Origin of the sequence: Microbulbifer sp. MKSA007, assembly GCA_032615215.1 — a bacterium.
Classification (GTDB): domain Bacteria; phylum Pseudomonadota; class Gammaproteobacteria; order Pseudomonadales; family Cellvibrionaceae; genus Microbulbifer.
The window spans coordinates 4299560-4316246 of the sequence record CP128433.1 but is presented as its reverse complement, the minus strand read 5'-3'; the positions used below and the strand labels follow the sequence as shown (position 1 = coordinate 4316246).

The following is a 16687-nucleotide window of genomic DNA, read 5'->3' as shown; positions in this document are numbered from 1 at the left end:
TCCTGTTCTCGGTACCGATACCCCTGGCGACCGAGAGCGAGGAAGCTATCAAATCTGCGCGATTCGCGCCACAAATAGTTGTCTGCTATTTTGTGGCGCCTGAAATTACAGCCAAGTGGTCCAGCCCGTGAAATTTACCCCTCAGTTGCAAAAGGCAACACTTTTGCGCCGATACAAGCGCTTTCTCGCCGATGTGGAATCTGCCAGTGGCGACGTGTTTACCATCCACTGCCCAAATACGGGGTCTATGAAGAATTGTTGGGTGGAGGGGGAGACTGCTGGTACTCCGATTCTGGCAACCCCAAGCGCAAGTATCGCCACACTCTGGAAATCTGTACGACCCCGGATGGAGCCCTGGCGGGGGTTAATACAGGCCGCGCCAATGCTCTGGTTGAAGAGGCCATTCTGTCCGGGGTAGTCAGCGAGTTGCAGGGCTATGAATCCCTACGCAGGGAAGTGCGCTATGGCGAGGAAAATAGCCGTATCGATCTGTTGTTGTCCGGTGCCGATGGGGACTGCTACGTAGAAGTGAAAAATGTGACCCTGGCAGATGGGGCGCAGGGTTACTTTCCCGATGCGGTAAGTGCCCGGGGCGCCAAGCACCTGCGCGAGCTGCAAAAACTGGCTGAGAGCGGTGTGCGGGCGGTACTTTTTTACTGCGTCCAACACAGCGGTATCGAGACTGTGCAGGCGGCGCGGGAAATTGATCCCGCTTATGCTAAGGCCCTGGATTCCGCTGTCGATGCTGGTGTGCAAGTGCTTGCATACCGCGCGAAGCTCGGTGCTGAAGGCGTCGAGCTGGTGGAGGCCCTGCCTTTTCTCCCGTAAGGGAAAGGCAGGGGGCTGTCAGTCGGCTAGTAATGCGTAGAGACCGTCCTGTGCATATTCCACCGGTACTGGGGTCAGGGCATCACCAGTACAGGGCCCGGCGATACACTCCCCAGATTCAATCAGGAATAGCGCGCCGTGGGAGGCGCACTGAATAAGTGCGCCATCGGGATCGAGGAACTGGTCTTCCTGCCAGTCCAGGTTGATACCCCGGTGAGGGCAGGTGTTTTTGTAGGCGTAGACCTCGCCATCTTTCATCACAGCAAACACATTGTCAGTGCCGGCGGCAGTGTCTCCGAGGGAGAACCCTTTGGATTGACCTTCGCTTATTTCGTCATAGCGACACAGGAAGTACTTCTGCATAGATTATCGGCTCCCGGCCTAATTCTTGTTCAGGGCGCAAGCGCCTGCTTATTCGGGTGCCGCGAGTCTAATGGACGTGTAGCGAATTGTCCCGTCACGCAGTATGCCGATAGTGATTTCGTCACCGGCACTGTGCTTTTCCAGGGCATTGAGCAGATCGTCGTAGCTGCGAATCGGCTGCTGTTCTATTTCTACAATCACATCGCCCAATTCCCAGCCTCCACCCCGGGTGCGGTGGATACCGCGCAAGCCGGCTTTCTCTGCGGGAAGCCCGGGAGCGGTACGCAATACAGCCACCCCCTCAAAGCCGTAGCGGCTACTCCACTGGTCCGGGGCGGATTCGATACCAATAATCGGGCGCACCAGGCGGCCATGATTGATCAGTTCCGGCACAATTTTTTTGACCGTATCCACTGGAATTGCAAAGCCAATACCGACACTGGCGCCACTAGGGCTGTAAATTGCGGTATTGACTCCGATTAAACGCGCCTGGGAATCCAGCAACGGGCCGCCGGAGTTACCTGGATTAATAGCCGCATCTGTTTGGATAACATTGCGAATGGTGCGGTTGTTGGCGGCTTCAATTTCCCGCCCTAGGGCGCTGACCACCCCGGTGGTGAGAGTGGTATCCAGGCCGAACGGGTTGCCGATAGCCAGTACTTTACGGCCTACCGCGAGATTGCTGGAGGTGCCCACAACCAGCGGTTTTAGCAACTCCCTGGGAGCGTTAATTTTCAGAACTGCCAGATCTTTTTCCGGCGCAGATCCCACCAGTTCGGCCGGCCACTCGCTGCGATCCTGCAAAGTAATAGTGATTTGCCGCGCACCCTCAATAACGTGAAAATTGGTGACAATATGGCCCTGAGTGTCCCAGATAAATCCGCTGCCGGCGCCTTTGGGCACTGAGTGGAGGCGCAGGGTCCTGCGATCCCGCACCAGGGTTTCATTGGTGACATAGACCACTGACGGACTGGCAAAATTGAACACCTGCATGGTGTTGCGCTCGTCGTCGGTGGCAAAGGTTTCCGCCTGCGCAGATATTGCCGGGGTAAGCAGTAAAAAGACTGAGATTAAGCTGGCGCGTAGAGTTTTAAGTAGAGTCATTAATACAATCCTCCCTTTGAACTACCGGATTGGAAGAGACGTCTGTAACTGTCGTCTTCCTTTTTGTTTGTTGCTGTTTTGAAAGTGTATCTTGTTTGCAATCGTTATGCGGTGTTGGCTGTTTATTGGGGGCTGCTGGCGAGATTTAAAGTTGGGGGCTATGGATCGGAACTCACTTTAGCTGAGCGTCGCCGACTGCTGCTGGAGCAATGAAATTTCTGCGGTGGGATTAATGGTGACATCTGCGCTAGTTTTGTCGAACAGTACAAAACCTGTTACGGCCTGTCAGGTTGACTCGCAACGGGCCTGGTGATTAAAAAACAGTACCAGGTTCCGGACCGTTGTTACCTTGCCAAAATAGGGATTGCTTTGATAGTCCTCAAGGGTTCGCCCGGTTCTTTGTGCGATCTCTTCAAATAAGTCCAGATAGAGATCATCTTCATCCAGTTTTAGGGTATTAAAGAAATCATCTGATGTTTGAATTGGGACCAGTTGTTTGGTGGGAAGTGTCGCTTGTAGTTGCTCATACACCGCTCTAATAATCCATGTATCTACAATTTTGCAATCAAACTCCCGGGCAAATTCACAAATGGATAAACCTTTGCGGTTGTCACGTAGATGTTGGAAATGCCTATCAATTTTGGGTTGTTCGAGATAGCCCCAAATTATGGCCAATAATACTAAGCCAACTAAAGCTAAAAGGTATATTGGATGGTAAATAAGGAGAGCTAACACTGCTGTTAGAAAAGCAAATAGTGTAAATTTACTTGCCCTTTTAGGCTTGTATTTAGGCATAAATCTTGATGCTTTTCTCATGTTTTTATTATTGCTCCAATGTTGGTAGTTTTAGCTTTTGTTCCAGTTGAACAAAGGTTTTTTCTGTGTAGGGGCCAAAAACAAACTTGGAAGAATCTGCAAATTTGTGGTCTTTAAGTCGATCTATGTAATAGTAAACGCAGGCACCCTCAGGGCAAGCGTAGACTGAGACGAACATCTCGTTTGCACTGATATGATGTGGCTTATCGATACGGCGGATGTAGGCATCGTCACCCAAATTAAAACCAAGGGCTTTTTCGCCATCTATCCAATAAATCTCGTAAGGGCCGTCACTCCATGAAGGAGAACACCCAATTAAAAATATTGCGACGAGTAGTGGGATGTACTTCAGGACACTTCTTTGCATAAATGCTTTTACTTTGCATCTGTCCACATAGAAAATAATTACGTTTTAGTGGCAGCTCTGTGAGAAATTGAAACTACAGCTCTGATCACTTATCTATCCAGTTAGGCACTAATTACGGAAGTTTTGCAGGGCGAGAATACGATCATCCAGTGGTGGGTGCGTGGCCATAAGCGCTCCCATGCTACCGAATATACCGAAGGCTTTCATATTGCCGGGTAGGGGTTCCTCGTGGCCGCGATCGGACTCCACCTTGAGCCGTTGCAGCGCGGCAATCATGGATTGGGGGCTGGCCAGTGTGGCGCCGGCATGGTCGGCCCGATATTCACGGCGGCGACTGAACCAGGCGACAATCATCATGGCGAAGAAGCCGAATATGATATCCATAACAATGGATGTGACAAAATAGCCGATGCCCAATCCCTCTTCGTTGCGCAAGATAACCCGGTCTACGAAGAATCCAACCAAGCGGGCGAGGAACATCACAAAGGTATTTACCACGCCCTGGATCAGTGCCAGCGTCACCATATCGCCATTGGCCACGTGACCAATTTCATGGCCAATTACGGCGCGGGCTTCCTCTCGGCTAAAGCGCTGCAGCAGACCGGCACTGACAGAGATCAGGGCGCTGTTGCGATTCCAACCGGTGGCGAAGGCATTCGCCTGGGGCATTGGGAATATCCCCACATCTGGCATACCGATGCCCGCTTTGCGGGAGAGTTCCCGTACGGTTTCTACCAACCACTGTTCATCGGCACTGCGGGGCTGCTCGATAATTTGTGTGCGGGTACTGACCCGTGCGATGGTTTTCGATAAGAGCAGGGAAATAAAAGACCCGCCAAAACCAAAAATTGCGCACATCAGCAACAAGGCGCCGAGGTTGAGATCGACACCGTTTGCCTGAAGAATTCCCCCAATTCCAAAAATATTGAAAATAATGCCAACCAATACAAGGACAGCAAGGTTGGTCAGCAGGAATAGCCCAATGCGCAACATCGGATCTCTCCTTTGAGTGAGTGTCTTTACGGAATTATTCCGCGGCTCCACCGGTAAGTTTAGATAGGGTTGGCGCAACTTGCCTTACTGTAGATCGGCACAGCTTGGCTTGCTGTGCCGAGTCCGTCGAGTGCGTGTGTCTGCGACTCTTTCCGGGGTGTTTGAGGGGAATTGCTAGTCAGAGTTTTGGGTGGCAAGGAGGCGGTCGACCTCGCTGGTAAGGTGTTGTTTCAGCTCCGGCTCCAGGTCGTTCCAGTGCACGTCCATCAGCGCGCCCTGAAGAGCGTAGAGCATTACTTTGGAGGCGTTAATCCCCCGATTGCGAATGCTGATAAAGGCCTCGACAGGCCCAACCCTGCGCAGATCATCGTGGGAACGAATGCCAATAGAGTGGAGAATATTGACCGAGGCCAGGCCCAGGTTTTTTAGTTTTAATAGTTCTGATTGACTCGGGTGCATTCGGTTTTCCCTACCAGTTTGAGCGTCCGTTGTCGCAGCCAACCCCTCGACTGCGGCTTTGAACTTAACATAAATTAACAGGTGGCTAACAAACATTACCGCCAGATTATTGTGCGGCGCGCCTGCTTTTGGTGCCCCTGCTTTGGTGCCATAGTTAAGGGCGACTGTCTGCGCTCTGTTAAAGTAGGCATAGCCTGTTGAATAATTTAGCCTGCCCTTTGGAGTTCGCCTAATAATGAGATGCAAATGTTATCGACACCGCTGAAGCGTATGTTATTTGGACTCGGCGATGAGCATGTCATTGTCGACCCAGCTTCTGACCAGCTTTTACATCCCGAAGCACTGATCGCCTTCCAGCGCTTGAGTCGGGATGCCCGTGAAGAGGGGTTTGCCCCTAAAATCGTTTCCGGTTTTCGCGCCTTTGATCGACAACTGTTGATTTGGAATGCCAAAGCGCAGGGTCACCGCCCGGTTCTCGATAGTCACGGTACTCCCCTGGATATTGAACAGTTAAGCGAGCGGGAGCTGATCTTCGCCATTCTGCGCTGGTCCGCATTGCCGGGAGCATCCCGTCACCACTGGGGTACCGATTTCGATATTATTGATGCGGCGGCGGTCCCCGCTGACTATGCAGTCCAGCTTACCCCCCAGGAGGTGGCGGACGACGGAGCTTTTGGCGCCTTCCACCGTTGGCTGGATAACCAAATCAGCACGGGTAATAGTTATGGGCTGTTCCGACCCTATGCAGAGGATCGCGGCGGAGTCGCACCGGAACGCTGGCACCTGAGCTATGCCCCCAGGGCCCGAGAGCTTCAGGAACTTCTCAGCGTGGAACGCCTGTCCGAGCTGCTGCAAGAGTCAGAACTATCCCTGGGCACTGCGGTTTGCGAGCACCTTCAGGACATTTATACGCGCTATATCTGGGTTCCGGATCACTGCTATCCCCCATTTAATGGGCAACTATAGCGGCCTGTTGAGATAGGTTGGTTACAGTTCATTACCACCTCATTGGGGGTGGCAAGAAAGCTACTTTGCGATGGAGGCTTCCTCTTGAAAGGGGCTAGTGATCCTGCCAAGCTGCGCCGCAGTGAGTGCCCTGGGGAATATAAGGGAGATGAATTATGGGTGAGGAAGCGGCCGTTCAAGGCCAGCGGGATATCTGGCAGGCGATGCGGGCTGAAGCCTCAGAGGCAGCTGCCGGTGAGCCTATCCTGGCAAGTTATTTCCACAATACCATTTTGCGCCACAAGTCCTTGGATGATGCTATAGCTGATCACCTGGCTTCGGTGCTTGAGCACAATGCCCTCACGGCAACCGCGCTTCAGGAAGTGATTGCCCTGGCTCTGGCCAATGACCCGAGTATTTCCCGCTGTATGGGCGAGGATATTTGCGCTTGGTATGACCGTGACCCGGCATGTGACCAGTACCTGACGCCTTTCCTGTACTTTAAGGGTTTTCACGCCCTGCAATCCCACCGGATAGCGCACTGGTTGTGGAATCAAGGTCGCCATACCCTGGCGCTCTATTTCCAGAGCCAGGTATCAGAGCAGTTTTCGGTGGATATTCACCCAGCAGCGCGATTTGGCTGCGGCATTATGATTGACCACGCTACTGGATTGGTGGTGGGGGAGACCTGTGTGGTAGAGGACAATGTATCGATTCTCCACTCGGTGACATTGGGTGGCAGTGGCTGCGGCAGTGGCGATCGCCATCCGAAAATTGGCCCCGGAGTGATGATTGGCGCCGGGGCCAAAGTACTGGGTCCGGTTAAGGTGGGAGAGGACGTCAAAATTGCCGCCGGTAGCTTGGTCTTGCACGATGTGCCCGCTCATACAACCGTCGCAGGTGTTCCCGCCCGCCAGGTAGGAGGGCGTGTTGAAGGGGCCCCGGCTTATACCATGGACCAGACTCTGGATTCGGAAGAGTAACTCAGGGAAATATTATTGATGTCGCAATCCACCTACAGCTTGGTTTTTCGCGGTGATTTGGTGGCGGGTTTTACCGCTGGTGATGTAAAAGCCAGTATGGTGCGCCTGTTTAAAAGTAATCCCCAGGCGATAGAGAAATTGTTCAGTGGGCGCCCGCTGGTACTGAAGAAAGGGTTATCTCTGCCCCAGGCACAGCAGTTTCGTGCAAACCTGGCCAAAATAGGCGCACAGGTCAGTATTAAGGATGAGAGCAGCGGAGCAGCTGTTGCCGAGCAAACCAAGCCCAAGGCGGAAACTGCGGCTAGCCCACAATGGACCTTGGCACCCATGGAGGGAAACCTCGTAAAGGAGCACGAACGCAAGTCGGTGGAACCGGTCAGCGTTGAGGTAGAGCACCTCAGTTTGCGTGCAGCGGAAGGCCAGCTTCTGGATGAGAGTGAGCGCAAGGGGGAGGAGCCGTCTCCTGTCCCTGTTCCCAATTGGGAAGTTAACTGACAGGGTCTCTCCTAACAGGCAATAAAAAAACCGGCACTAGGCCGGTTTTTTTATTGCTCAGAGTCTTCTGAAAGAAGTGAGGCTTAGCCTTCTTCTTTCAGGTAGCGCTCGCGGGAAGCCATAACTTCTTTGCGTGCAGCTTCGGCGTCAGCCCAGCCTTCTACTTTAACCCACTTGCCCGCTTCCAGGGCTTTGTAGTTTTCGAAGTAGTGCTCGATCTGCTTGATCAGCAGCTCGGGCAGGTCGCTGATTTCTTCAACGTGATCGTACAACTTGGTCAGCTTGGTGTGCGGTACGGCCAGCAGTTTGGCATCAACACCGGATTCGTCGGTCATGTTCAGAACGCCAACAACACGAGAGCGGATTACAGAACCAACCATTACCGGGTAAGGCGCTACAACCAGCACGTCCAGGGGGTCACCGTCTTCAGACAGAGTCTGGGGCACGTAGCCGTAGTTTGCTGGGTAGAACATCGGGGTGGCAACGAAACGATCCACAAATACTGCGTCAGAGTCCTTGTCCACTTCGTATTTGATCGGGTCGTGGTTGGCAGGGATCTCGATGATTACGTTGATATCGTTGGGCAGTTCTTTACCTGCCGGGATCTTTTCGAAGCTCATTGCTGGTCCTGAATGAATAGATAACTGAAAATCTGGAGCGCGGATTATATATGCTGAGGGGCTCGGCTGAAAGTCACGCCTGCGCCGGGTTTATGGCGTCGAAGCTCGTCTGGCGGGTCTATCCTGTAACTCGGAGATAACAACAACGGGGCAGGACCAGTCATGGTAAAGGCACGGGAGGTAAAAACCGCTCAGGAGGCCCGCGCAATTGTCGAAGAACGAGGCCTCAGTCATGTCAAAGTGGGTTTATTCGATACCGATGGTGTAATGCGTGGTAAATATATGAGCCGCGCCAAATTCCTCTCATCCCTGGAAAAGGGCTTCTCGTTTTGTGATGTGGTCCTGGGCTGGGATGTTAAGGATCAGCTCTACGACAACACTCGTTATACCGGTTGGCATACCGGATATCCAGACGCCCCGGTACGTATACTCCCCGATAGCTGCCGTGATGTGCCTTTTGAAGGCGATATGTTGTTGTTTCTCGCGGAGTTTGATGGTCGAGCCCAGGCGCTGTGCCCCCGCGCAGTTCTGCGCAGGGTGATTGAACGCTGTCGCTCATTGGGATTTGATCCCTGTGCCGCCCTGGAATACGAATTTTTCCTGTTTGACGAAACGCCCGATTCAGTGCGGAACAAGGGTTTCCGTAATTTAAAGCCTTTTACCCCCGATGTGTTTGGCTATTCCATACTGCGAAATTCCGTACACGGAGAGCTGTATCGGGAAATCCTGGAGCTGAGCGAGCGCATGGATTTCCCCTTGGAGGGCTTACACACGGAAACAGGCCCGGGAGTTTTAGAGGCGGCTATTGCAGTGGATGGTGCTGAGGCTGCTGGAGACAAAGCTGCCCTGTTTAAAACCTTTATAAAAGTGCTGGCACAGCGGATGGGTTTGATGGCTACTTTTATGTCCCGCTGGTCCAGTGAGTACCCGGGGCAAAGCGGGCATATTCATTTGTCACTGCGCAATAGTGGCAGCGGTGATTCCGCCTTTCTCGATTCGAGCCAGCCAGATGGTATCAGCCAGATAATGCGTCAGTTCATAGCTGGGCAGCAAAGGCTGATGCCGCAATTCCTTGCCCTGATGGCACCGACCGTTAACAGTTATCGCCGCCTGGTACCAGGTTTTTGGGCGCCGACGGGAGCCAATTGGGGGTGGAAAACCGCACAACGGCACTGCGTGCTATCCCCGGCGGCGATACTTCCCAGCGCGTCGAATACCGCTTGGGGGCCGCCGATGCCAACCCCTATTTAGCATTGGCAGCAGCTTTGGGCTCGGGTCTTTACGGTGTTATGCAGCAATGGCAGCCCAGTGAGCCTGTCGCCGGTAATGCTTACTCGCTGGAGTTGGAAAACGAACAAGTGCTGCCGGGCACACTGTGGGAATCCACGCAGCAATTTAAGGCGTCAGAAGCGGCACAGGAATTATTTGGCAGCGACTTTGTTGAACACTTTTCTGCCAGTCGCGAGTGGGAGGAGCGGGAATATCGCCGCCATGTGAGTGACTGGGAGTTGGAGCGGTACTTCGAAATTATTTAATTGGGAGTATCGACGCCGATGAAGACTACAAAAATCATGCACCATCTTCAGTGTATTTCCCCTATTGATAACAGTGTTTATGTAGAGCGCGCTCTGGCGGGAGAGGTGGAAATCCGTGTAGTGCTGGATCGGGCCAGTAAAGCACAAAAAGCATGGAGGAGAACTCCCCTCAATGAGCGCATCGCCATTGTCGAGCGGGCTGTGGAAATATTTGCCGTTAAAAAAGAGCGTTTGGGGCGGGAGCTGTGTTGGATGATGGGGCGTCCAATCCGTTATGCAGGAGGGGAAATTAGCGGGTTTATGGATCGTGCGCAGACCATGGCACAGCTTGCTACTGAAGCCCTTGCTGACATTCAGTTACCTGAGAAGCCGGGTTTTACCCGGTTTATCCGCCGCGAGCCCTTAGGGGTCTCCCTGGTAATTGCCCCGTGGAATTACCCTTACCTGACGGCGGTTAATGCAGTGGTACCGGCACTGCTATCGGGCAATGCAGTTATTTTAAAACACTCGGCACAGACACCGCTTTGTGCTGAGCGAATGGTGGAGATTTTTCGCGAGGCGGGACTGCCCTACGGTGTTTTTCAGTTTCTTCATTTAAATCATGCTTATACCCAGCGATTAGCCTGTGCAGGGGAAATCCAGCATGTTGCCTTCACCGGCTCGGTTGGCGCTGGCGCGAATCTAGAACGCACAGTTGCCGGTCGATTTATTCAAGTGGGACTTGAACTGGGGGAAAAAGATCCAGCCTATGTTCGCGCCGACGCCGATATTAGCCAAGCTGTGGCAGCGGTAGTCGACGGCGCCTATTTTAATTCCGGGCAGTCCTGTTGCGGTATTGAGCGGGCCTATGTGCATGAAGATATTTTTTCTGAGTTTATTTCCCAAACGGTCGACTTACTGCGTGACTATCGACTGGGGCGCCCGGATCAAGTGGAGACCACTTTGGGGCCTTTGGTGCGTGCGGAAGCTGCCGATCGGGTTCGCGCGCAGGTGGATGAAGCGATAGCGGAGGGCGCGAAGGTCCACTTGGATGTGAGTGAATTCCCAATGGACAAGCGGGGCACCCAATATATGGCACCGCAACTGTTAACCCGGGTGCGACACCATATGCGAGTGATGCGCGAGGAGACTTTTGGGCCGGTGCTGGGGGTGCAGAAAGTGCACGATGATGGCGAAGCTCTAGAATTTATGAATAACAGCCCATTTGGTCTTACTGCGGCTATTTTTACCCGCGATGAAGATGTAGCAATGGAGATGGGAGGGTATTTAGAGGCCGGCACTGTTTTTTTAAATCGTTGTGATTACCTGGATCCGGAATTGGCCTGGACGGGTGTTAAGCAATCTGGTCGTGGATGTACGCTTTCTAAAATTGGATTTGAGAATTTAACCCGCCCCAAGTCATTTCATTTTAAACATGATGGTTAGCGGGAACGGTTGCCGGATGCAGAAAGTGAAATTGTCTGTCTGTTTTCCGAAAGGTCACAGCCTATTTTGAATATGCAAAAGTGACAGAACGTCAGAGAGGAAATTGTGGATAAATACCATGTCAATTGGAATTATCCCACGACCGTTTGGGTTGGCCCCGGTCGCATTACTGAATTGGCTGAAGCTTGCCTGGAGCTGAATATTCACAAGCCTCTATTAGTTACTGATCCTACAGTCGCCGCATTGCCACTGGTCGATAGTGCGATTAACCCATGCCAACAGGTGGGTCTGGAAGTTAGCGTTTTTTCCAAAATCAAAGGTAATCCCAATGAGATAAATATCGCCGATGGGGTGGCCAGGCTGCGTGAGCAGAAGTGCGATGGGGTCATTGCCTTGGGCGGGGGCTCGGCCCTGGATGCGGGCAAAGCCATTGCCCTTATGGCGGGACAGCAGCACAGTATTTGGGATTTTGAGGATATAGGCGATAACTACAGGCGTGTGGACCCAGAGGGTATTTTACCGTTGATTGCCATTCCCACGACGGCTGGCACAGGTTCTGAAGTTGGCCGGGTTGCGGTAATTACCGATGAGAAAGCACAGGTTAAGAGGCTGATTTTCCATCCGCGCATGATGCCGGATATCGTTATTCTCGATGCTCAATTGACTATGGGGTTGCCGCCAGACCTCACCGCAGCGACGGGAATGGATGCGCTGTCACACAATCTGGAATCTTTTTACTCCCCTCAATACCATCCTATGGCCGAGGGAATTGCCCTGGAGGGGATGCGCCTGATCAAGGAGTATTTGCCTCGAGCTTATGCTATAGGCGCAGAACTCGAGGCGCGCCAGCAAATGTTGGTAGCGTCCTGTATGGGGGCTACAGCTTTCCAGCGGGGCTTAGGCGCTATCCACGCCCTGGCACATCCACTGGGAGCCCTGTACGACAAGCACCACGGTTTGTTAAATGCGATATTGATGCCCTACGTTCTGATCGCCAACCGTCCAGCCATCCAGGTGCCCATGGGGCATCTGGCACTTTATCTACAACTGGCCGGTAATGAAATGTTTGACAGTGGGTTTGATGCGGTACTCAACTGGTTGCTCGGATTGCGCAAGCAGCTGGGGATTCCCCACAGCCTGTCGGAGATTGGAATTGATGACACTGATGCCGACAGAGTTGGGAAAATGGCATCGGTGGAACCTTCCGCTAGTACTAACCCGATGCGTTTTAACGGGATAGAGTATCGGGATATTTTCTTGCGCGCCTGTGAAGGTACCGTCTCCCTGTAATAAATTCCTGCGAATAGACGACAGAAGAGAATGTGTTCCATCGACAATCGGTAAAGGACTGAATGATGCGCAGTATTATTGCTCTCTTGTTCCTCTCATTGGCCAGTATTTCCCTGGCTCAGGATTCATCGAATATTCGCACGGCTATTTTTGCAGGAGGGTGTTTCTGGTGCATGGAGCCGCCATTCGACAAGGTCGATGGCGTCCTGGAAACCACCTCAGGATACAGCGGTGGCCATGTCAAAAACCCCACCTATGAACAGGTATCTTCCGGTGGTACGGGGCATGCGGAAGTTGTTCAGGTAAAGTACGATGCGAATAAAGTCAGCTATTCCGACTTACTGAATATTTTTTGGCACAACGTTGACCCTTTTGATTCCGGTGGTCAATTTTGCGATCGCGGTGACCAGTACCGAGCCGAGATTTTTTACGGCAATCAAGAAGAAAAGGTGTTAGCAGAGGAGAGCAAGAAAAAGGTAGAAGCGGAGTTGGGTAAAAAGGTGGTGACACAAATAAAACCCGCTGCAACCATTTATCCCGCAGAGGCCTACCATCAGGACTATTACCAACGTAATCCCCTGCGTTACAAGTACTATCGCTACCGCTGTGGGCGTGATAAGCGCTTAGAGGAGGTCTGGGGGAAAGCGCCAAGTTAACGGATTGCCTCTCCGCAGGGTGAATATGGCACCGAGTCCCACTTTGTTTGACGGGGAAGTCCTGGAAACAATCAATGATTTTCCAGTGCTTTACCGTTATATTTCGGCGGTTAGTACCAATCCGCTAATGGTATTTATTCCAGGCACAGCACATCTAGCGCGTATTTTCTACGGCTATCCCGGTGGCCGCTCAGATGATTTTATAAGTCACTGGGTCAATCGAGCGGGTTTTCCCTTCCTTGCTATTTCTTACCCTATGGAAAATGCGGTTTTTTGCAGTACTCACCCGGAGTTTACAATTCAAGATTGGGGAGATCAGGCTGCAGAAATTATTGCCAAGATTTTGTCTGAATATAACCTTCCAAATTCGGTAGTGGTGTGCGGCTGGAGTATGGGAGGGAAAATCGCTGGGGCTCTAGCGAGGGCGGCGAAAACCTTGAATTTTTCGATTGAATGCTTTGTGGCTATGGCCGCAGAACCCGCGTTGCCGGGTTTTCTTCCTGAGGCTAATGCCAAGGCCATCGAAATGACAGTTGATGGAATGGCCAGTCGAAAGGGCATATATCCTGCCTTTTTGGCCGCGCTTGATGAGCAGAATGCCTTAAACCAACACACAATTATCCCCAAAGATATCTATCGGGAGGCGTTCCTTGGAGCAATTCCCATCGCGCTTATTGGCACTGGATTAATGTATGATGGACAAGGGTTTAAGGAAGATCTTTCCAGGGCATTGAAAACGGCAAACACCTTTGATTTCTTGGACTATCCAATTCCCGTTGTTATTCAGAGTGATTCAATGGGGGATTTGGAAAACGTGCTGTGCAATATTGATGATTGGGCATTTATTCGCAATCGAGTTCTTGCCAGTAAACTTTTAGGAGGTGCATCTCCAGAGCAGATTCCAAGGGAAAGGTGGGAGCTAGTACAGCTTATTATCCGCTCGTCTTCCGCTTATTTTTCACAGACCGTTACAGGTAACCATTTCTTCTTTGTTGGCGCTATTGGGGCGCGCACTACTGTTAAAAGTATCGAAAAGCTTTTGGCCAGGGTGAGAAGTATCCAGTCCTAATAAAGCACTTCTTAATAGCCTCATGGTGCTCTGGTTAAGTTGTCAGAGATTTTTAAATTAACATTTTGGTTATTTTACGATCCGCTCTACTTGTTTAAGGCTTACTACTGGGGTGGAAGAAAAGAATCACCATAGGGTCCAAGCACGGTGTATTCTTCCCTTCTCCCTTTTTAGTAGGCTATGCGGGTTGTAAGGCTTGTTCATGCTGATATTGGGTGAAATAGAGTTTCTCAGAAAGCTCGGTAATAAAATCGATGTTTTCGACCTTGTCGGCCATACTTTCCATTCGGTCTTCTCCATTTAATGCCCCCCAGATGCTAGCAGCCATGGCACCCAAGGTATCTGTGTCACCACCTAGAGAAAAAATATTAGCTAATACAGACGTTAAAGGAGAGTTTCGATACTTAAGTCCAAAGTAAATGGCGGTGATACAGGACTCTGGCGCGGTAATGCCATTACCCAGCCATTGCTTGATTTGCTGCGGATGTGGGATCTTCTGGTTAAACAGTAGAGTCGCACACTTTTCCAGTTTGCAGCGATATATTTCGGACTTACAGCTTACTTCCAGTTTGTTCAAAATCTCTCTGTTTGAGCGATCTTGCAGGGATTCACAGATGGCGATAGCGATCAAGTATGCTCCCTCGACAGCAACTGGATGGGCGTGGGTGATTTCAGACACTGATTGTACATATTGCTTGAGGCGGTAGTCATTTTGGGGATGGCAGAGGGCAATAATAGGTGCCCTCATGGCGGCCCCATTGCCGATAGAACCGTGCTTAAATTTTTTTCGGTTTAAATCTTGCCAGCGTTTACCATCCCTGACGCCTTTGAGTAGTTTCGCTGCACTGGGACCATACCCTCTGCTCCAGCGATAACTTTGGGAAAATTTTTTGGCTATGTGGTCTTGATCAAGGTAATTATGTTCAAGAAAGGAGGTCGCAATATCAATAGACATTTGCGTGTCATCGGTGTAGCGCTTTTTGCCCTGTTCGGTTTTCCCAATAATTTTCCAGAGTTGTCTTTCTAGAACACCACCCTCGTATGGGGCGCCAAATGAATCGCCGATGGCTATTCCTTTAAAGCAACCTCTGTATTTACTGAGCATTATCATTTTTTAATTTCTATACCTTATTCTCAGGGGAAGTCGCTACTAGCTATAAGGACCACTATTAATTGCTGTTATAAGTAATAATTTTATTCTAGAAAAACATCTGTTGGTAGTTAATGGCTCGCGAGTGGAAGGGTTTTGTTTTAGGTGAGAGCGAGCCGATATTTAAAACTAATCGGCTCGCCACTAAAGTCGCTATATCATTTAATTAATACAGGCATCGTTAGCACTGCCAAAAGTGTTTCTAATCCATACATTGCCAGTGCAAGCAGGGTGGTTGTGGTCAGCAAGATCTGCACCGGTATTATTTTCTGCTTTATTGCCTATAATTAGATATCCAACTTGACCCAGTCCCAACATCATAATGCCGTTAACGCCGTTATTATCTGATAGATTATTGGCAACAATGCCGCCATCTCCACTATCAATTACAATCCCACTCGACATATTGAGAATCGTTTCATTGAATCTGATGAGAGTATTGTCACCAACGATTTTTATTCCTTGGAGACCGTTACTTGATGCATAAGAGTATCTCACACGATTACCGTCACCCATAACGCGTATGCCCATACCCCCATTGCCGCTAGCATCGGAGGCTTCCACGGTATTACCTGAACTCCAAAGTGCGATTCCTGCAATAGAGTTTGATGAAGCAGTGATATCAAAGATTTGATGGCTGCCATCGCCTTCGGCAGATACGCCATTGTTACAGTTTGTGATAGTGCTTCCACCAACAGTATCCTCAAGGACTCTATCACTGTCTTTCAATTGAATGCCGATTCCGCTGCCATCGCAACTGAGGTGGTAACCCGCCATATCGAGTGATCCGCCAGCATCTATCACGAGTGCAGGATGGCTTGCGCAGCCAAGAATATCGCCGGTAAGTGATTCTGCGGTTGTAATGGTATCTCCACAGCTGACCGCTGAAGCGACGGCGGAGAGCGATAGTGCGGCAATACCGGATACAGCGAGCAAAGATGCTTTTATAGAATTCATATTTCTATTTTTCATATCAAATTTCCCTAATTATCTGAGTAATTAAAAAAGAGAGTGAACACCCAAAGCCATGGAGATTGTGACCTAGGTTTGAGAAAGAGCCATAGGAAATTTTTCCTAATTTATTGGGTTTTATTTGATATTTTGGTGATAATAGATTGTTTTTATTCTATTAAAATATTTACTTTTTTATTTTAGGTGGAGGTGCTTAATGCTGATGCGAAAAATGAAGAAACCTGCATTATAAAAATAAGTTTTGTTTGGGTGTGTTGTGGCTACTTTTTCAGGATTTTTGCGAGAATCTTTGCGCAACCTGCTCTCTGTTCGAAAGTTGTGTTGGCAAACCCGAGTACCAATCCTGGATCTTCAGTTTTATTGGAATAGAAGAGCGATAGTGGTGTGCTGCCAAATCCGTATTCGCGTATTTTTTTTGAAAGGGTGATGTCGTCGTGTCCCGGTGTAGATATTACCAAGTGCATACCGGCGCTACTGGCAATTAGTCCGGCTGGAGGTGGTATTTCTTCTCGAATAAGCTGACAGAAATGTTCCCATTTCTTCATGTAGTTAGCACGCATTTTGCGAAGATGTCGCACAAAATGCCCCTCATCGAGAAAGTCTGCCACGACAGCTTG

At 50.5% G+C, this 16687-nt stretch carries 19 protein-coding genes and 1 pseudogene; 10 read left to right on the top strand and 10 right to left on the bottom strand.

The genetic code is table 11. From position 1 onward, the window contains the following. The first annotated feature begins 127 nt into the window (after positions 1-127). A pseudogene (gene sfsA / locus QT397_22185) lies at positions 128-828 on the top strand (DNA/RNA nuclease SfsA). An 18-nt stretch (positions 829-846) separates the two neighbouring features. On the opposite strand, the gene QT397_22180 reads toward sfsA, so the two are convergent. The 6 genes from QT397_22180 to QT397_22155 all read right to left on the bottom strand — a co-directional run bounded on the left by QT397_22180 (position 847) and on the right by QT397_22155 (position 4930). Next, entirely contained in the window at positions 847-1191 is a 345-nt protein-coding gene (locus tag QT397_22180; protein ID WNZ55529.1) for a Rieske (2Fe-2S) protein, read from the bottom strand. Between the two features lie 48 nt (positions 1192-1239). Then, entirely contained in the window at positions 1240-2295 is a 1056-nt protein-coding gene (locus tag QT397_22175; protein WNZ55528.1) for a trypsin-like peptidase domain-containing protein, read from the bottom strand. A gap of 285 nt (positions 2296-2580) precedes the next feature. Further along, the gene (locus QT397_22170) at positions 2581-3111 is read right to left on the bottom strand and encodes a hypothetical protein (protein WNZ55527.1); all 531 of its coding nucleotides are present in this window, start codon (positions 3109-3111) and stop codon (positions 2581-2583) included. Positions 3112-3118: 7 nt separating this feature from the next. After that, entirely contained in the window at positions 3119-3478 is a 360-nt protein-coding gene (locus QT397_22165) for a hypothetical protein (GenBank protein WNZ55526.1), read from the bottom strand. Positions 3479-3586: 108 nt separating this feature from the next. Then, on the bottom strand, positions 3587-4471 hold the full coding sequence (gene htpX, locus QT397_22160; protein WNZ55525.1) for a protease HtpX: 885 nt from the start codon (positions 4469-4471) through the stop codon (positions 3587-3589). 174 nt (positions 4472-4645) lie between these two features. Further along, complete coding sequence (locus QT397_22155; GenBank protein WNZ58581.1) at positions 4646-4930, bottom strand: TfoX/Sxy family protein; 285 nt, start codon at positions 4928-4930, stop codon at positions 4646-4648. 246 nt (positions 4931-5176) lie between these two features. On the opposite strand from QT397_22155, the gene QT397_22150 reads away from it, so the two are divergent. The 3 genes from QT397_22150 (at position 5177) to QT397_22140 (ending at position 7353) form a co-directional block, all read left to right on the top strand. Continuing rightward, the gene (locus tag QT397_22150; GenBank protein ID WNZ55524.1) at positions 5177-5896 is read left to right on the top strand and encodes a M15 family metallopeptidase; all 720 of its coding nucleotides are present in this window, start codon (positions 5177-5179) and stop codon (positions 5894-5896) included. A gap of 155 nt (positions 5897-6051) precedes the next feature. Then, entirely contained in the window at positions 6052-6858 is an 807-nt protein-coding gene (gene cysE / locus QT397_22145) for a serine O-acetyltransferase (protein WNZ55523.1), read from the top strand. 18 nt (positions 6859-6876) lie between these two features. Beyond that, a complete protein-coding gene (locus tag QT397_22140; protein ID WNZ55522.1) occupies positions 6877-7353 on the top strand; it encodes a hypothetical protein in 477 nt (158 codons plus the stop codon). An 83-nt stretch (positions 7354-7436) separates the two neighbouring features. On the opposite strand, the gene ppa is transcribed toward QT397_22140, so the two are convergent. Next, positions 7437-7973, bottom strand: a complete 537-nt coding sequence (gene ppa, locus QT397_22135) for an inorganic diphosphatase (GenBank protein ID WNZ55521.1) — start codon at positions 7971-7973, stop codon at positions 7437-7439. A gap of 162 nt (positions 7974-8135) precedes the next feature. Here ppa and QT397_22130 point away from each other — a divergent pair, with 162 nt between their 5' ends. The 6 genes from QT397_22130 (at position 8136) to QT397_22105 (ending at position 13948) form a co-directional block, all read left to right on the top strand. Beyond that, the gene (locus QT397_22130) at positions 8136-9224 is read left to right on the top strand and encodes a glutamine synthetase (protein WNZ55520.1); all 1089 of its coding nucleotides are present in this window, start codon (positions 8136-8138) and stop codon (positions 9222-9224) included. Continuing rightward, entirely contained in the window at positions 9125-9508 is a 384-nt protein-coding gene (locus QT397_22125) for a hypothetical protein (protein ID WNZ55519.1), read from the top strand. The genes QT397_22130 and QT397_22125 overlap by 100 nt, the downstream gene beginning before the upstream one ends. Before the next feature lie 18 nt (positions 9509-9526). After that, positions 9527-10933 (top strand): aldehyde dehydrogenase family protein, encoded by a 1407-nt coding sequence (locus QT397_22120; protein ID WNZ55518.1) that lies wholly within the window; start codon positions 9527-9529, stop codon positions 10931-10933. 105 nt (positions 10934-11038) lie between these two features. Continuing rightward, positions 11039-12223, top strand: a complete 1185-nt coding sequence (locus QT397_22115; GenBank protein WNZ55517.1) for an iron-containing alcohol dehydrogenase — start codon at positions 11039-11041, stop codon at positions 12221-12223. Positions 12224-12285: 62 nt separating this feature from the next. Continuing rightward, a complete protein-coding gene (msrA, locus tag QT397_22110; GenBank protein WNZ55516.1) occupies positions 12286-12879 on the top strand; it encodes a peptide-methionine (S)-S-oxide reductase MsrA in 594 nt (197 codons plus the stop codon). A gap of 25 nt (positions 12880-12904) precedes the next feature. Then, positions 12905-13948: an alpha/beta fold hydrolase gene (locus tag QT397_22105; protein ID WNZ55515.1), complete on the top strand. Its 1044-nt coding sequence runs from the start codon at positions 12905-12907 to the stop codon at positions 13946-13948. 178 nt (positions 13949-14126) lie between these two features. On the opposite strand, the gene QT397_22100 is transcribed toward QT397_22105, so the two are convergent. The 3 genes from QT397_22100 to QT397_22090 form a co-directional block, all read right to left on the bottom strand. Next, entirely contained in the window at positions 14127-15053 is a 927-nt protein-coding gene (locus QT397_22100; GenBank protein WNZ55514.1) for an ADP-ribosylglycohydrolase family protein, read from the bottom strand. 207 nt (positions 15054-15260) lie between these two features. Beyond that, a complete protein-coding gene (locus tag QT397_22095; GenBank protein ID WNZ55513.1) occupies positions 15261-16070 on the bottom strand; it encodes a right-handed parallel beta-helix repeat-containing protein in 810 nt (269 codons plus the stop codon). 260 nt (positions 16071-16330) lie between these two features. Then, entirely contained in the window at positions 16331-16678 is a 348-nt protein-coding gene (locus QT397_22090) for a hypothetical protein (protein ID WNZ55512.1), read from the bottom strand. Positions 16679-16687: the final 9 nt, after the last annotated feature.

Coding starts and splice junctions, on each gene's coding strand:
- QT397_22095 (WNZ55513.1), bottom strand. CDS start 16,070: ATGAAAAATAGAAATATGAATTCTATAAAAGCATCTTTGCTCGCTGTA.
- QT397_22165 (WNZ55526.1), bottom strand. CDS start 3,478: ATGCAAAGAAGTGTCCTGAAGTACATCCCACTACTCGTCGCAATATTT.
- QT397_22180 (WNZ55529.1), bottom strand. CDS start 1,191: ATGCAGAAGTACTTCCTGTGTCGCTATGACGAAATAAGCGAAGGTCAA.
- QT397_22100 (WNZ55514.1), bottom strand. CDS start 15,053: ATGCTCAGTAAATACAGAGGTTGCTTTAAAGGAATAGCCATCGGCGAT.
- QT397_22120 (WNZ55518.1), top strand. CDS start 9,527: ATGAAGACTACAAAAATCATGCACCATCTTCAGTGTATTTCCCCTATT.
- QT397_22150 (WNZ55524.1), top strand. CDS start 5,177: ATGTTATCGACACCGCTGAAGCGTATGTTATTTGGACTCGGCGATGAG.
- QT397_22140 (WNZ55522.1), top strand. CDS start 6,877: ATGTCGCAATCCACCTACAGCTTGGTTTTTCGCGGTGATTTGGTGGCG.
- QT397_22105 (WNZ55515.1), top strand. CDS start 12,905: ATGGCACCGAGTCCCACTTTGTTTGACGGGGAAGTCCTGGAAACAATC.
- QT397_22175 (WNZ55528.1), bottom strand. CDS start 2,295: ATGACTCTACTTAAAACTCTACGCGCCAGCTTAATCTCAGTCTTTTTA.
- QT397_22155 (WNZ58581.1), bottom strand. CDS start 4,930: ATGCACCCGAGTCAATCAGAACTATTAAAACTAAAAAACCTGGGCCTG.
- msrA (WNZ55516.1), top strand. CDS start 12,286: ATGATGCGCAGTATTATTGCTCTCTTGTTCCTCTCATTGGCCAGTATT.
- cysE (WNZ55523.1), top strand. CDS start 6,052: ATGGGTGAGGAAGCGGCCGTTCAAGGCCAGCGGGATATCTGGCAGGCG.
- htpX (WNZ55525.1), bottom strand. CDS start 4,471: ATGTTGCGCATTGGGCTATTCCTGCTGACCAACCTTGCTGTCCTTGTA.
- QT397_22170 (WNZ55527.1), bottom strand. CDS start 3,111: ATGAGAAAAGCATCAAGATTTATGCCTAAATACAAGCCTAAAAGGGCA.
- ppa (WNZ55521.1), bottom strand. CDS start 7,973: ATGAGCTTCGAAAAGATCCCGGCAGGTAAAGAACTGCCCAACGATATC.
- QT397_22130 (WNZ55520.1), top strand. CDS start 8,136: ATGGTAAAGGCACGGGAGGTAAAAACCGCTCAGGAGGCCCGCGCAATT.